This is a genomic window from Mesorhizobium sp. B2-2-3 (assembly GCF_006442405.1).
Lineage (GTDB): Bacteria > Pseudomonadota > Alphaproteobacteria > Rhizobiales > Rhizobiaceae > Mesorhizobium.
In genome coordinates, this window is record NZ_VFWC01000001.1 from 460,991 (window position 1) to 475,645 (window position 14,655).

Genomic DNA, 14,655 nt, shown 5'->3' on the forward strand with positions numbered 1-14,655 from the left:
GAGCGTTGCATTCCATCGCCGCTGCGGGCGTGAGGGTGTCTCAGGCTTGCAGCGAAGATTCTTCCTTTGCCGACTTGCGGGCGACGATCAGCGTTACCCCCGCTGTTTCGAGCATCTTTGCCTCGCGGTCCTCGATGCCGTCGTCGGTGATGACGGTGGCGATGCGCGACAGCCCGCACAGGATCAGGCTGGAGCGTTTGCGGAATTTCGAGGAATCGACCAGCACCACCAACTCGTCGGCCTGATCGATCAGCTTCTGTTCCGCCTGGATCAAGAGCGGATCGCCTTCCATCAGGCCGAGCGGCCCGAGCCCCTGGGCGCCCATGAACATGCGGCGCGCGTAGAAATTGCGCGTCACGTCATTGTCGAAGGGCGACAGGATGATGTTCTGCTCGCGGTAGATGGTGCCGCCGGACAGCATCACCGTGTTCTTGGAGTGCTTGAGCAGGCTTTCGGCGATCGGGAAGGAATTGGTGAAGATCGGCATGCGGCGGCCGGTCAGGAAATGCACCATCTGGAAGGTGGTGGTGCCGCCGTTGATGATGATCGGCTCGCCGTCCTTGCAGAGCTCCACCGCTTCCCGCGCTATCGCCCGCTTCTGCGCGGCGTTGAGCGTCTCGTTCACGGAAAAAGGCCTGCCGGCAAGGCCGATGAACTGTGGCGGCGTGATCGCCTCGGCGCCGCCGCGCACCCGGCGCAGTCGCTTTTGCACGTGCAGGGCCGCGATATCGCGCCGGATCGTCGCCTCGGAAGACTCCGTCAGGTCGACCATTTCCTGCACCGTCACCACAGGCTTTTCCTGGACGGCGGACAGAATGATCCTGTGGCGCTCTTTTTCGTGCATGGTTCCTCCCTGCATGGCCATCTGGCATTAGAAATCGCGCAGTGTCAATCATTTCCGATCATAGAATTTCATTGTGCAGTGCAATATGATTGATGTTGATCGTTTGTGATTGACAAAGCCACGTCTTGCGTAGACATTCCCGACGAAAAGAGGAGCGCACCGTCCGCGCTTCAAGGGAGGATTACCCATGCTCGACAAGCGCTCCGGCTCGCGCCTCGCCAATATTTGGGATGATGCGAAGGCAAGGGGGATGAGCGATCCCGAGCTTCTGGTCTATCGTTCGAACACGCTCGGCTCCGACAAGCGTGTCACCAATTACGGTGGCGGCAACACATCGTCGAAAATCCGGCAAAAGGATCCGCTCACCGGACAGGACGTGGAAGTGCTGTGGGTGAAGGGCTCCGGCGGCGACAGCGCTTCGATCAAGCTTGATGGTTTTGCCACGCTCTACATGGACAAATTGCGAGCCCTCAAAGGCCTTTATCGCGGCGTCGAGCATGAAGACGAGATGGTGGGTTATCTACCCCATTGCACCTTCAATCTCAATCCGCGCGCGGCCTCGATCGACACGCCGCTGCATGCCTACGTGCCGAAGCCCTATGTCGATCACATGCATCCCGACGCCATCATCGCCATCGCGGCCGCCAAAGATTCCAAGGCCTTGACGAAAGAAATCTTCGGCGATGCCATAGGCTGGCTGCCGTGGAAGCGGCCGGGCTTCGAACTCGGCCTGTGGCTGGAGAAATTCTGCTTTGACCATCCAGCCGCCAAGGGCGTCATCCTGGAAAGCCACGGCCTGTTCACCTGGGGCGACAGCCCGAAGGAATGCTACGAAACGACGATCTCGGTGATCAACCAGGCGATCGAGTGGTTCGAGCGCCGTTCCGAGGGCGTTGCCATTTTCGGTGGCGAAGCGGTCAAGTCGCTCGACGCCGCCGAACGCCGCGCCATCGCCGCGAAGCTGATGCCGAGGATCCGCGGCCTCATCTCGGAAAAGAGCCATAAGCTCGGCCATTTCGACGATTCCGCCGCCGTGCTCGAATTCGTCAATTCCAGGGATCTGCGCCCGCTGGCGGCACTCGGCACCTCATGCCCGGATCATTTCCTGCGCACCAAGATCCGGCCGCTGGTCATCGAGTTCGATCCGGCCAAGCCCGATGTCGATGCCGTCATCGCGCGGCTGGCCGACGACATTGCCGAATACCGCGTCGGCTACCAGGCCTATTATGACAGCTGCAAGCATGCGGACTCGCCCGCCATCCGCGATCCCAACGCCGTCGTCTATCTGATGCCCGGCGTCGGCATGTTCACCTTCGCCGGCGACAAGGCCACGGCGCGCATTTCGGGGGAGTTCTACGTCAACGCCATCAACGTCATGCGCGGCGCCTCGACCGTCTCCTCCTATGTCGGCCTGCCTGCGCAGGAAGCCTTCGACATCGAATACTGGCTGCTCGAGGATCTGAAGCTGCAGCGCATGCCGAAGCCCAAGGCTCTTGCCGGCAAGATCGCGCTCGTCACTGGCGGCGCGGGCGGCATCGGCCGCGCGACGGCGAGCCGGCTGCTGCGCGAAGGCGCCTGCGTGGTGCTCGCCGACATCGACGAGACAGCACTTGCCAGCGCCAACGACGAACTGGCCAAGGCCTATGGCAAGGATTTTGTCCGCCCCGTGGTCATCAACGTCACGTCGGAGGATCAGGTCGTCGCCGGCTTTGCCGAAACGGCGGTCGAGTTCGGCGGCACCGATATTCTGGTCTCCAACGCCGGCCTCGCCTCCTCGGCGCCGATCGAGGACACGACGCTGGCGCTGTGGAACAAGAACATGGACATCCTGTCGACGGGCTATTTCCTGGTGTCGCGGGAAGCGTTCCGGCTGTTTAGGGTGCAAAAGATTGGCGGCAACGTCGTTTTCGTCGCCTCCAAGAACGGCCTTGCCGCCTCGCCGAACGCCGCCGCCTATTGCACCGCCAAGGCCGCCGAGATCCATCTCGCCCGCTGCCTGGCGCTGGAGGGCGCGGAGGCGCAGATCAGGGTCAACGTCGTCAATCCGGACGCCGTACTGCGCGGCTCCAAAATCTGGTCCGGCGAGTGGAAGGAACAGCGCGCCGCCGCCTACAAGATGTCGACCGACGACCTTGAGGAACATTACCGCTCGCGCTCGATGCTGAAGCGCTCGGTGTTTCCCGAGGACATCGCCGAAGCGATCTATTTCTTCGCCTCCGACATGTCGGCCAAGTCGACCGGCAACATCGTCAATGTCGACGCCGGCAACGCGCAAAGCTTTACGCGCTAGGCCCTCCTTCTCCCCATTCACGGGGAGAAGGTGCCGGCAGGCGGATGAGGGGCAGCGCCAGCTGAACGAAATTTGGGAGGAACAGCAGTGTCCGAAACCATCATCTCGGCCGACGTCGTCGAAAAAAACAACGCGGCGCGCAAGGCCGACCTCGAGCGTGACTACGCCTCGCTCGGCGAACGGCTCGACCTTCGCGGCATCGCCATCGACGCGATCCGAGACAAGGTCGAGAAATTCGCGGTGGCGATCCCCTCCTGGGGTGTCGGTACCGGCGGCACGCGCTTTGCCCGTTTCCCCGGCGCCGGCGAACCGCGCGACATCTTCGACAAGATCGAGGATTGCGCCGTCATCAAGCAATTGACGCAGGCGACACCGACGGTGTCGCTGCACATTCCCTGGGACAAGGCCGACCCGAACCGGCTGAAGCAGGCGGCCTCGCGTTTCGGCCTCGGCTTCGACGCCATGAACTCCAATACGTTCTCCGACGCCAGGGACCAAAAGCTGTCCTACAAATTCGGCTCGCTCTCGCATGCCGATGCCGGAACGCGCCGGCAAGCGGTCGAGCACAATCTCGAATGCATCGAGATCGGCAAGACGCTTGGGTCGAAGGCGCTGACGGTGTGGATCGGCGACGGCTCGAACTTCCCCGGCCAGGTCAACTTCGCCAAGGCGTTCGAGCGCTATCTCGATGCCATGAAAGAGGTCTATGTCGGGCTGCCCGCTAACTGGAAGCTGTTCACCGAACACAAGATATACGAGCCTGCCTTCTATTCCACCGTCGTGCAGGATTGGGGCACCAATTACATTATTGCCAAGGAACTCGGCGACAAGGCCTTCTGCCTGGTCGACCTCGGCCACCACGCGCCCAACGTCAACATCGAGATGATCGTGTCGCGGCTGATCCAGTTCAGGAAACTCGGCGGCTTCCACTTCAACGATTCGAAATATGGCGACGACGACCTCGATGCCGGTTCGATCGACCCCTACCGGCTGTTCCTGGTCTTCAACGAACTGGTCGACGCCGAACTGTCCGGCGCCGACGGCTTCGATCCGGCGCATATGCTCGACCAGAGCCACAACGTCACCGATCCGATCGAGAGCCTGATGCTGTCCGCGGTCGAGGTGCAGCGCGCCTACGCGCAGGCGCTGCTGGTCGACCGCAAGGCGCTTGAAGGTTTTCAGGACGGGAATGACGCGCTGATGGCAACGCAGACGCTAAAATCAGCCTACCGCACCGATGTCGAGCCGATCTTGGCCATGGCGCGGCTGAACACCGGCGGCGCCATCGATCCGGTCGCCGCTTACCGGGCGGCAGGCTACCGCGCCAAGGTCGCGGCGGAACGCCCGGCCGTTGCCGGCGGCAGCGGTGGCATTGTCTGAGGCCGAGCCCGCCCCTCATCCGGTCGCTTCGCGGCCACCTTCTCCCCGCTGGGGAGAAGAGACTGGCGCGAGCGCTGACAGCCTCCTCTCCACTAGACTAGGGAAGAGGTCGGATGGCAATCCGGGTGGGGCTCTTTCTCGTGCCCCCTCAATTGTTAGTGGACTCGATCACCCGAACACGGTTTCCTAGGCGTCCCCCGCCAGGAGCCTCGCCATGCATATCACTCGCCGCACGCTGATCGCCGTCAGCCTCTCCTTCACAATCGCTTTCGCGCCATGGGCGGCCGCCATCGCCGCCTCGCCAGCGCCTGCCAAAGGCGAGAACGGCATGGTTGTCACCGCGCAGCATCTGGCGTCGGAGGTGGGCGTCGAAGTCCTGAAGAAGGGCGGCAACGCCGTCGATGCGGCGGTCGCTGTTGGTTATGCGCTCGCCGTCGTCTATCCCAATGCCGGCAATATCGGCGGCGGCGGCTTCATGACTGTCCGCTTCAAGGACGGCAAGTCGACCTTCCTCGATTTCCGCGAACGTGCGCCGCTGGCCGCGACCAAGACCATGTATCTCGACAAGGACGGCAAACCGGTGAAAGGCGCCAGCCTCGACGGCTACCTCGCCGTCGGCGTGCCGGGCTCCGTCGCCGGTTTCGAGATGGCGCGCGAAAAATACGGCACCTTGTCCCGGCAGGACCTCATGGCGCCGGCCATTCGCTATGCCAAGGACGGGTTCATCCTCAATCAGGGTGACGCCGCCTCGTTTGCCGGAGGTGCCGACAGGCTGGCGAAGGATCCCGCTGCGGCGGCCATATTCCTGAAGCCGGATGGCAAGCCCTATGGCATCGGCGAGCGGCTGGTCCAACCCGACCTAGCCGCGTCGCTCTCGGCGATTTCCGAAAAAGGCCCCGACGCCTTCTACAAGGGCGCCATCGCCGATGCCATCGTCAAGGCAAGCGGCGCCAAGGGCGGTATCCTGGCCAAGGGCGATTTCGAACAATATGCGGTGCGCGAGCTCAAGCCGGTGACCTGTTCCTATCGCGGCTACGAGATCATTTCCTCGCCGCCGCCAAGCTCCGGCGGCGTCATCATCTGCGAAATCCTCAACGTGCTGGAAGGCTATCCGCTGTCCTATCTTGGCGCCGGTTCGGCCGAGACCGTGCATGTCATGGTCGAAGCCATGCGCCACGCCTATGTCGACCGCAATTCGGCGCTCGGAGATCCCGATTTCGTCGACAATCCGGTCTCGAAGCTGCTGGACAAGGCCTACGCCAAGGATATCCGCGACAAGATCGATCCGTTCCGGGCCGGCGTCTCTCAGGACCTGATGCCGAAGGGGTTCGGCGAGAGCAAGGAGACGACGCATTATTCGATCATCGACAAGGACGGCAACGCGGTCGCGGTCACCTACACACTGAACGGCTCGTTTGGCGCCGGCGTTGTCGCCGACGGCACCGGTATCCTGCTCAACAACGAGATGGACGATTTCACCCAGAAGCCCGGCGTGCCCAACCTCTACGGCCTGGTCCAGGGCGAGGCCAACGCCATCCAGCCGAAGAAGACGCCGCTGTCGTCGATGAGCCCGACCGTGGTGGCCAAGGACGGCAAGCCGTTCATGGTCATCGGCAGCCCCGGCGGTTCGCGCATCATCACCATTACACTGGAAACCATCGTCAACGTCATCGACCACGGCATGAACATCCAGGAGGCGATCGACGCCCCGCGCATCCATCATCAATGGCTGCCCGACACGGTCTATATCGAGCCGTTCGGACTGTCGCCGGACACCGAAAGGTTGCTGGCCGGCATGGGTTATCATCTCGATCTCAGCGACAAGACCTGGGGTCAGGCAGCGGGCATACTGGTCGGCGGCAAGAGCCTGGCGGAAATTGGGAAGGGTGGCGGCGCCCGCTACAATGGCGCCATCGACAGCCGCGCCGCTTCCGGCGAGGCGCTCGGCTATTGATGGGACTGGCGCACTCCGCAAGCGCGTGAACCCGCGTCCGCAATCGCATCGAAAACGAAAAAACAGGGCGGTCTGGGTTTCCGTGAAACGACCGCTTTAATTGACGATCAAGCCGTCACGAAATCAGCGTGACGGTGGATGCGATCAGCATCAGGGCCGCGATGCCGACGAACAGTGCGTAGATGCGCGGCCGGTCGAGCAGAAGCGCGTTTCCCGATATCCAGGCCGATGTGGCGCCGCCGAGCGCGAACAGGAAACCGTTGCGGTGGCCGAAGGTCATCGACGCGGCCATCAGCCCGCCTATGATCAGGGCGCCGAACACGATTATGACGGCGACCGCGTATCTCTCGAAGTCGTTGCCGCTGCCCATCGCCGGACCGATTGCATTCAAATTCGGCAGGTCATCCGGATCGAAGGGGCTGGTCGACCCGTATTCGTCTTGACCGATGGATTCTCGCATCACTCGTTCTCCGCTGACCGGCAACAAACCATCAACACATGCCGAGCGCAACCCGATCGCGTGTTTCTCCCTACGTGTTGACCGCGATATCAAACCGTTCCGGCAGGGCGCGCCATCCGTTTTGGCGGGTTCGGACCACCGCCGCAACGCCAGCGGTGTCGGCCCGAATGGCAACGGCCCGCCAACCTGTTTTTATATGGGCGTTTCTTCTGGAGAAAACATGATGGCGGAGTTGATTCGAGCTTCGACAGAAGCATTTTTACGCGACCGGAGCCGCGGCGCCAGGCGCGGCCGCGTAAAATTTTCAGCTCCGGGCGTCCGCTTGATGTTGAGCCAGGTGCGTTCCGCACTTGGGGCGAGCGTCATGCTGGCGCTCGCGGGCTCATGATGAAGCAGCTCGACCAAAGCGGCCGGGCTGATCGCATGGACAAAGCTCGGCCGGGGATCGATTTTCGGCGACGGCCTGCGATATCCTAAGCTGGTATCAGGGCGGCGATACGGTGGATGCTGATCTCCTTGCGTGCCTTGGACGCCTCGTTGGTCAGCCTCATGTCGAACCTCTGTACTGGACAGCCTCAATCCATAGTGCGAGCGCGGTGGCAGGCGACCGTCCCTTTACTTTCAAATCGCGGCCTCGATAGCCGCCGGCCGCGATCCATACCGTTTTTGAACGCTGATAGATTGTTACGCCTCGTGCATTCGCCCAAGCGCATGATTCCGCGAACTTTGGAGCCATTGCCGAGCCCGTTCCCGAGAATGCTGTCTCTATGTGACAAAGCTGCGTGGCCATATCAGGTCCCCTAATTTTGACGGTCCCGGCCGACGATCCCCGACCCTCGCCCAAAATCACCGAATGAATGATAGGACCGCTTCCGTTACGGTAATGTGTCGCCACCAGCGCGGTCAGGTATCTCCCGATGCAAAAGCCGCCAGCTTTCGGCAGGGACAGGTCTGGAGTGGCCAGGGATTAAACCCAGCTTAGGTCAACGAGCGGGCGGAGAGCCGGGATCGGCCGCCATTCAAACCTGATCAGGAGATCGGGCTGGAGACGATGATGCGCAAGGCGCACCTGTTCGACGCACAGCGCGGCGCCAGGATAAATTAGGGGGAATGGCTGACGCGCGCTGGCGACTGTCAGCTCATCCTGTCTATCAAGGTTTGGCGTTGGCTTTCCGCCAAGCCTCGTACTCGTCGTTCGCGCTTGGGTGCAGTGGATAGTAGCGTTGCAACGGCGCGCCCCCCATGAGTTTCATTCGTGAGAATTCCTCCCAATCGTGATGTTTCTGGGATTCTTCGATGACCTTCGGGGCCATTGCGACGGGAAGCACCACCACCCCGTCGTCATCGGCGACGATGATGTCGCCGGGGATCACCGTCACACCGCCGCAGGCAATCGGAACGTTGACCGCATTGGGATAGATGCTGGTCTGCACATGATAATTTGGCGTCCAGCCGCGCAGCCAAAGAGGCAGGTCGAGCTTTTCGACATTGGGCCGGTCGCGCATGCACCCATCGATGACGATGCCCGCACCGCCTCTGCCCTTGAAATAGGTCGACATCATATCGCCGAAGACACCGGAGCTCATGTCGCCGCGCGCGTCGACGACGACCACGTCGCCCTCCTGCGCATGGTAGAGCACATGTCTGTGAAGTTGCGTCTCCGGATCGGCATATTCTCCCTCGGTGAAGAGGTCCGGTCTCTGCGGCATGAACTGCAATGTCAGTGCCGGCCCGACGATCGACTTCCCATGGTTCTGCGGCACCGGGCCGACCATGTGCGGATTGCGAAAGCCCATGTGGCCAAGTGTGCCCGCGACCGTGGCGGCGCCGATCTCCCTTAGCGCGTCGATCAGGTCCTTGGGCGGCCGCGTGATATCGGGAGTATGCGTCATTTTCGGACTCCGGTTGAAATTGAATTACCAGTTGGTGACAGAGCCGTCGCGGCGCTTGAGATGTGGCGCTTCCCAGAAACGGAAACTCTGCGCCTGGACCGCCGCTTCATTGACCTCGACGCCGAGCCCCGGCAGGTCGCTGACCGGATAATCGGTCCCGTCGAGCCTTGGCTGTACGGGGAAAAAGTCGGAATTGTCGAAACCCAGCTTCCTTTCGGGGATCCTGGTCTCGAGCCACGCGAAGTTGGGCACCGCGGCGGCGAGATGCACGGTTGCGGCCGTGCACACGGGGCCAAGGGGATTGTGTGGCATCAGGTCCACATAGTGCGCCTCGCTCCAGCCAGCGACTTTCATCGCCTCGGTGAGCCCGCCGACATTGCAGACATCGAGCCGGTTGAACTGGTGGATGCCGCGCTCGATGTAAGGCAGGAACTGCCACTTGCTGGCAAATTCCTCGCCGATGGCAAAGGGGATGTCGGTCATCGTACGAAGGGACTCGTACGCCTCTGGTGTCTCGGCCCGTATTGGCTCCTCGAGGAAATCAAGCACGCCGCGGCCAAGCTTGTTGCAGAAGCTCGCCGCCTCGGCCACCGACAGCCGATGATGATAATCGACGCCGAGCACCACCTCATCGCCCAGCGCCTCGCGCGCTTTGTTCAGCATGCTCGCGGTAGGGCCGATCGATTCACGCGGCTCGAAGACGTCCTTGCTGCTTTGTCCGATGGGGAAGAAGCGGATCGCCTGCCAGCCCTGCGCGCGCAGTTCGCGGGCGCGTTCGATCGCAACATCGCCCTCGGCCTCGTCTCCGGTCGAGGCGAAGGTGGGCACGCGGTCGCGCTGCTTGCCGCCAAGCAACTCGTAGACCGGCACCCCCAGCGCCTTGCCTTTAATGTCATGAAGGGCGATGTCGATGGCGGAAATCGCCGCCTGCAGGACCCGACCCCCTTCGAAGTATTGGCTGCGATAAACCTCCTGCCAGATACGCCCGATCTGCATCGGGTCGCGGCCGATGAGAAACTCGCGGTAGTGCTCGACCGCGCCGGCTACGGCTTTCTCGCGACCGCTCAAGCCGCTTTCGCCCCAGCCGAAGATACCCTGGTCGGTCTCGACCTTGACGAGCATCTGGTTGCGCGTTCCCACCCATACCGGGTAGGGCTTGATCGCGGTGATCTTCAGGTTCTTAGTCATACACGCCCGCGTTCCACGCGCATCCCCTGTCTCAGTCGGCCTTGAGGGCCATTTCAGTTTCGCCGTCGAACAGATGCATCCGCTCCTGGTCGAACTCGAGCCAGATCCGCTCATCAGGTTTGACGGCGACGTTGGGCGACACGCTGATGTTGACGATGGCGCCCGACAGGAATGCTTGCACGAAGGTGACGTCTCCGGTCGGCTCCACCGTATAGGCCTTGGCCGGAATGGCGCCCGGGACCGCGCTTTTGTGCAGCTTGATCGTCGAGTGCCGCGCGCCGAGCACGACCTTCTTGGTGGTCGCTCCCTGGACCTTGCGCGCGTTGAGTTGCGACAGCTCAAGCGTCCAGCCTTCCGCGCTGGTCAGCGCGGTGCTGCCGTTTGCCGTCGAAGCCTCCAGCGGAATGAGGCTCATCGCCGGGCTGCCGATAAAGCTGGCGACGAACATGTTGACCGGATGGGCAAAGACCTGCGCCGGTGAATCGTATTGCTGCAGATAGCCGCCATTCATCACCGCCATCTTGTCGGCCATGGTCACGGCTTCGAGCTGGTCGTGCGTCACATAGATGATCGTTGCCTTGAGGTCCTGGTGGAAGCGCTTGATCTCGGATCGCATCTGCACGCGCAGTTTGGCGTCGAGGTTGGAGAGCGGCTCGTCCATGAGGAACACAGCGGGGTCGCGGACGAGGGCACGGCCAAGGGCGACGCGCTGCTGCTGCCCGCCCGAAAGTTCCCGCGGTTTGCGCTCGAGCAGGTGCGTCATGTCGAGAACGCGCGCCGCTTCCCTGACCTTCTTGTCGATCTCGTCCCTGGAGAGTTTGCGCATCTGCAGCGGGAACGCCAGGTTCTTGTAGACCGATTTCTGCGGGTACAGCGCGTAGTTCTGGAACACCATTGCGATGTCCCGGTCCTTGGGGTCGAGATCATTGACCACCCGGTCTCCGATGACGATGTCGCCCGATGTGATCGAGGTCAGCCCCGCGACGAGATTGAGCGTGGTTGTTTTGCCGCAGCCTGACGGGCCGACCAGCGCAACGAACTCGCCGTCATTGACCGTCAGCGAAACATCGTTGACAGCTTTGAAGCCGCCATAGGTCTTGACGAGATCTTTGAGGACCACGTGGGCCATTGGCAACTCCCTAATGCTTGACCGCGCCTTCTGTAAGGGCGCGTACGAAGTATCGTTGCAGGACGAGGAACAGCACCACGACGGGCACGCTCATCATGAAGCTGGCCGCCATCAGGCCCGGAAAGTCCGTCGTGTTTTCCGAGAAGAAGCGCTGGATGCCGACCGGCAGCGTCAATTGCTCGTTCTTGGAAAGGAAGGTGTAGGCGTAGATGTATTCGTTCCAGGCGCCGATGAAGGAATAGATCGCGGTGGCGATGATCCCAGGCGTCGAGAGCGGCATCACGATCAGGATGAAGGCCTGGAACCGCGTTGCGCCGTCGATGCGCGCCGCCTGCTCGAGTTGCACCGGGATGTTGTCGTAGAAGCCCTTGAGCAGCCAGATCGCCAGCGGCAGCCCGAAGGTCAGATAGGTGAGAATGAGCGAGCCGTGCGTGTTCACCAGGCCGATCGCGCGCATCAGGATGAAGAGCGGCACGAGAAAGATCACTGCCGGAAACATGTTGCGCAGCAAAACGGCGAAGAACAGGAAGTTCCGTCCGGGGAAACTGAAGCGCGAAAAAGCGTAGGCCGCGGGGACAGCCACGATTACGGAAAGGATTGTCGTGACGGTCGACACGAACAGGCTGTTCCAGAAGAAGCGGAGGAAGTCCTGGCCGACGCTGTTCTGCGGATCGAGCAGTTTCTGATAGCTGGCGAGGGTCGGCTCGTCCGGCCACCATTGCGGCGGGAATTGCGTCGCCGCGAACCCGGATTTGATCGAGGTGATCAGCATCCAGATCATCGGCAATGCTGTATAAAGCAGCATGAACACGAGAAAGATGCGCCCGGCCCACCGCCATCCGTCGACGCGCATACGGCGACGGGTCTGGCCTCGGGAGACCGTCTCGGCAATCGCGCTCATGCGCCGCCCTCCTTCCGCTCGTTGCCGCTCAGCGCACGGACGTAGAAGTAGCCCAGCGTCATCAGGATGATGAACAGGAGCACCGAATAGGCCGATGCCACGCCCCAGCGCTGCCGGCCGAAGGCGAGTTCGTAAATATGGGTGATCCAGATATGCGATGCATTCGACGGCCCGCCGCCGGTCATGATCCAGGGGATGATGAAGGAATTGAAGTTGGCCACTGCCAGCAGCAGGATCGTCACCACCGAGACGTTGCGCAGATGCGGGAAGGTGACGTGCCAGAAGCGCTGCCAGGCATTGGCTCCGTCAACTTTCGCGGCGAGCAGCAACTGCTCGGGGACTGTCTGCAGGCCCGCCATCATCATGATCATGGCGAACGGAAACTCGCGCCAGATATTGACGACGATCAGCGAGGGGAGAACCGTGCTGACGTTGTCGATGAAATTCGGCGGTCGGTCGGCCAATCCGAGGCCGACCAGCACTGCGCCGATGATGCCGAAATCCGAATGGTAGATCCACTTCCAGATATAGGAGGCGGCGACCGCGCTGATGACCCAGGGAATGATCAGGATAGCGCGCAGCATACCGCGGCCGATAAAGTCGCGGTGGAGCGCCAGCGCAGTGGCAAACCCCAGGACAAAGGAGATGAAGGTGGACCCGAATGTCCAGATCAGCGTGTTCCAGGTGACTTTCCAGAACACCTCGCTGGTGAGGATGGCCGTGTAGTTGTCGAAGCCGATGAAGGTCTTGTCACGAAGCTGCAAGCCGGGCGGCGTTTTATAGAACGACAGCTCGATCGTGTAGTAGATCGGATAGGCGATGACGATGAGCATCACGGCGATCGCGGGCAGCACGTACGCGTAGTCGGCGCGATGCTCCCAGATATTCCGCAGCGCACCGGACCTGCCGGGTTGCAATTTTCGGCGCGCCTCGGCGTTGCCGGTCACGATCGTCACGATGGTATGCCCTTGTTTCTTCGGAACGAACCGGCTGCGCTGTCAGCGCAGCCGGTCAGGTCGTGGGTCAGGCGCAGGCTAGAGCCCGCCCATCAGGTCTTTCACCTTCTGGGCCGCGTCGTCCGCCGCCTGGTCGACGGTCATCGCTCCGGTCAGAGCATTCTGCAGCATGTCCGGGACGATGATGTTCATGATCTCCGGGGCCTGCGGCAGCGCCGGGAACGGGATGCCGTATGGCAGCATCGAGGTCGTGACATCGAGGAATTTGATGTTGTCCAGACGTTCCTTCATCCATTTGGTCTTGAAGCCGTTCAGGTTGCCGGGATTCGATCCGGCATAGGCCATCTTCAGCGACCATTCAGGGCTCGTCCACATGCAGATGATAGCCTTCGCCGCCGGCTCGTCTACCTTGCCGCCTTCGACATATTCGGGCTTCAGGATGTGGATGTTCGAGCCGCCGAACACGACCGCGCGCTTGCCGTCGGGCCCGGCCGGGATCAGGCCGTAGCGCATGTTGTCTATGACGGTCTGCGCCTTGTCCTTGTCGGTGCCCGTCGCCTTCTTCTGCAGGTCGAGCATGACATTGTAGTCGGACGGGTGCGAGATCATCATGCCGAGTTGGCCGGCGACGAACAGGGGCTGGTTATCGGCCTGCTGGTTGGTGAGTGCCGAAACCGGAACCGACTTGTCGCGAACATACATGTCGTAGGAAGCCTGCAGCGCCGCCTTGCTCTGCGGGCTGTTCAGCTCGACCTGCTCATAGGTCGGGTTTGCCGCCGCTTCGTCGAAGACGCCGCCACCATAGGCCCATAGCTGCGGCATGAAGCGATACGGCGTATTGCCGGCATTCTTGCGAGCCACGAGGCCATACCCGGCAATGCCGAGCTTGTCGTGGATCTGCTTGGAGTACTTGATGACGTCGTCCCAGGTTGCCGGTGGCTTGTCCGGATCGAGGCCGGCGCGTTTGAAGATGTCGGCGTTCCAGATGAACGCCATCGTTTCGTTGTTGGTTGGAATGCCGTAGGTCACCCCGTCCCAGGTCACGGCCTTCATGGCGCCGGGCCAGAAGTCCTCGGTCGAATAGCCCACATCCTCGGGCTTCAGCGGCTGCAGATAGCCTTTTGAAGCGAATTCGGTACCACCCAGGATTTGCAAGCGGACCGCCATCGGCGCGGCATTGCCGAGGAGCGCGGTGCGGAACTTGTCGAGAAGGTCGTTATAGGTGAGGGCTTGCTCCTCGAGCTGGATGTTTGGATAGGTCTTGCGGAAGGTTTCGAAGAATTCCTTGTAGTACTGGCGCAGGAGGTCGGGGTCGCCCTCGAACACGCCCTGATACCAGAAGGTCAGTCGCCCCTTGTAGTCCAGCGGGGTGACCTTGGCACAATCGGCCGCCGTGTCGAAATCCTGTGTTCCCGCAATGGCGCGGACATATTCCGGCGACCACTTGCTGAGGTCGACCGGTGGCGCGCCCAGCGCCGATGTGGACATCAGCGATGCCGCCAAAACGCTGGCGACAGTGCCGCGCAGGACCGCACTGCCGAGTATAATCCTCGTCATAGGTATCCTCCCTGGTTCTCCCATGCCGCTTTGCGGCGAGGCAAAGCGGTCTTGCTCGTTTGATCGCAGGACGTCTTTGTATCTGTGTACCCGTTCGGGAGCCT

The 14,655-nt window shown here is 61.7% G+C and carries 12 protein-coding genes; 4 read left to right on the plus strand and 8 right to left on the minus strand.

Annotated features, from left to right (window positions below):
- Positions 1-40: 40 nt before the first annotated feature.
- Positions 41-844 carry a DeoR/GlpR family DNA-binding transcription regulator gene (locus tag FJ951_RS02130; RefSeq protein ID WP_140496559.1) on the minus strand — a complete coding sequence of 268 codons (804 nt, stop codon included), beginning with the start codon at positions 842-844 and terminating at the stop codon, positions 41-43.
- 187 nt (positions 845-1,031) lie between these two features.
- Between FJ951_RS02130 and FJ951_RS02135 the strand changes: the two genes are divergently transcribed.
- The 3 genes from FJ951_RS02135 to ggt all read left to right on the plus strand — a co-directional run bounded on the left by FJ951_RS02135 (position 1,032) and on the right by ggt (position 6,468).
- Positions 1,032-3,134: a bifunctional rhamnulose-1-phosphate aldolase/short-chain dehydrogenase gene (locus FJ951_RS02135; RefSeq protein WP_140513299.1), complete on the plus strand. Its 2,103-nt coding sequence runs from the start codon at positions 1,032-1,034 to the stop codon at positions 3,132-3,134.
- An 87-nt stretch (positions 3,135-3,221) separates the two neighbouring features.
- Complete coding sequence (gene rhaI / locus FJ951_RS02140) at positions 3,222-4,514, plus strand: L-rhamnose catabolism isomerase (RefSeq protein WP_140513301.1); 1,293 nt, start codon at positions 3,222-3,224, stop codon at positions 4,512-4,514.
- A gap of 214 nt (positions 4,515-4,728) precedes the next feature.
- Positions 4,729-6,468: a gamma-glutamyltransferase gene (ggt, locus tag FJ951_RS02145; protein ID WP_140513303.1), complete on the plus strand. Its 1,740-nt coding sequence runs from the start codon at positions 4,729-4,731 to the stop codon at positions 6,466-6,468.
- A gap of 115 nt (positions 6,469-6,583) precedes the next feature.
- Here ggt and FJ951_RS02150 read toward each other — a convergent pair whose 3' ends face one another.
- Positions 6,584-6,928 (minus strand): hypothetical protein, encoded by a 345-nt coding sequence (locus tag FJ951_RS02150; protein WP_140496551.1) that lies wholly within the window; start codon positions 6,926-6,928, stop codon positions 6,584-6,586.
- Between FJ951_RS02150 and FJ951_RS02155 the strand changes: the two genes are divergently transcribed.
- Positions 6,915-7,316 (plus strand): hypothetical protein, encoded by a 402-nt coding sequence (locus FJ951_RS02155; protein ID WP_140513305.1) that lies wholly within the window; start codon positions 6,915-6,917, stop codon positions 7,314-7,316. The genes FJ951_RS02150 and FJ951_RS02155 overlap by 14 nt on opposite strands.
- 763 nt (positions 7,317-8,079) lie before the next feature.
- Here FJ951_RS02155 and FJ951_RS02160 read toward each other — a convergent pair.
- The 6 genes from FJ951_RS02160 to FJ951_RS02185 all read right to left on the minus strand — a co-directional run bounded on the left by FJ951_RS02160 (position 8,080) and on the right by FJ951_RS02185 (position 14,551).
- Positions 8,080-8,820 carry a ribonuclease activity regulator RraA gene (locus tag FJ951_RS02160; RefSeq protein WP_140496549.1) on the minus strand — a complete coding sequence of 247 codons (741 nt, stop codon included), beginning with the start codon at positions 8,818-8,820 and terminating at the stop codon, positions 8,080-8,082.
- Positions 8,821-8,844: 24 nt separating this feature from the next.
- Entirely contained in the window at positions 8,845-10,008 is a 1,164-nt protein-coding gene (locus FJ951_RS02165; RefSeq protein ID WP_140513307.1) for a mandelate racemase/muconate lactonizing enzyme family protein, read from the minus strand.
- A 31-nt stretch (positions 10,009-10,039) separates the two neighbouring features.
- Positions 10,040-11,137 carry an ABC transporter ATP-binding protein gene (locus tag FJ951_RS02170; RefSeq protein WP_140496545.1) on the minus strand — a complete coding sequence of 366 codons (1,098 nt, stop codon included), beginning with the start codon at positions 11,135-11,137 and terminating at the stop codon, positions 10,040-10,042.
- Positions 11,138-11,147: 10 nt separating this feature from the next.
- Positions 11,148-12,038, minus strand: coding sequence for a carbohydrate ABC transporter permease (locus tag FJ951_RS02175; protein WP_140496543.1), 891 nt, complete (start codon positions 12,036-12,038; stop codon positions 11,148-11,150).
- On the minus strand, positions 12,035-12,994 hold the full coding sequence (locus FJ951_RS02180) for a sugar ABC transporter permease (RefSeq protein ID WP_140513309.1): 960 nt from the start codon (positions 12,992-12,994) through the stop codon (positions 12,035-12,037). The genes FJ951_RS02175 and FJ951_RS02180 overlap by 4 nt, the downstream gene beginning before the upstream one ends.
- Before the next feature lie 78 nt (positions 12,995-13,072).
- Positions 13,073-14,551, minus strand: coding sequence for a sugar ABC transporter substrate-binding protein (locus FJ951_RS02185; protein ID WP_140513311.1), 1,479 nt, complete (start codon positions 14,549-14,551; stop codon positions 13,073-13,075).
- Between the last annotated feature and the right edge of the window lie 104 nt (positions 14,552-14,655).

Coding starts and splice junctions, on each gene's coding strand:
- FJ951_RS02130 (WP_140496559.1), bottom strand. CDS start 844: ATGCACGAAAAAGAGCGCCACAGGATCATTCTGTCCGCCGTCCAGGAA.
- FJ951_RS02135 (WP_140513299.1), top strand. CDS start 1,032: ATGCTCGACAAGCGCTCCGGCTCGCGCCTCGCCAATATTTGGGATGAT.
- ggt (WP_140513303.1), top strand. CDS start 4,729: ATGCATATCACTCGCCGCACGCTGATCGCCGTCAGCCTCTCCTTCACA.
- FJ951_RS02155 (WP_140513305.1), top strand. CDS start 6,915: ATGGATTCTCGCATCACTCGTTCTCCGCTGACCGGCAACAAACCATCA.
- FJ951_RS02150 (WP_140496551.1), bottom strand. CDS start 6,928: ATGCGAGAATCCATCGGTCAAGACGAATACGGGTCGACCAGCCCCTTC.
- FJ951_RS02160 (WP_140496549.1), bottom strand. CDS start 8,820: ATGACGCATACTCCCGATATCACGCGGCCGCCCAAGGACCTGATCGAC.
- FJ951_RS02165 (WP_140513307.1), bottom strand. CDS start 10,008: ATGACTAAGAACCTGAAGATCACCGCGATCAAGCCCTACCCGGTATGG.
- FJ951_RS02170 (WP_140496545.1), bottom strand. CDS start 11,137: ATGGCCCACGTGGTCCTCAAAGATCTCGTCAAGACCTATGGCGGCTTC.
- FJ951_RS02175 (WP_140496543.1), bottom strand. CDS start 12,038: ATGAGCGCGATTGCCGAGACGGTCTCCCGAGGCCAGACCCGTCGCCGT.
- FJ951_RS02185 (WP_140513311.1), bottom strand. CDS start 14,551: ATGACGAGGATTATACTCGGCAGTGCGGTCCTGCGCGGCACTGTCGCC.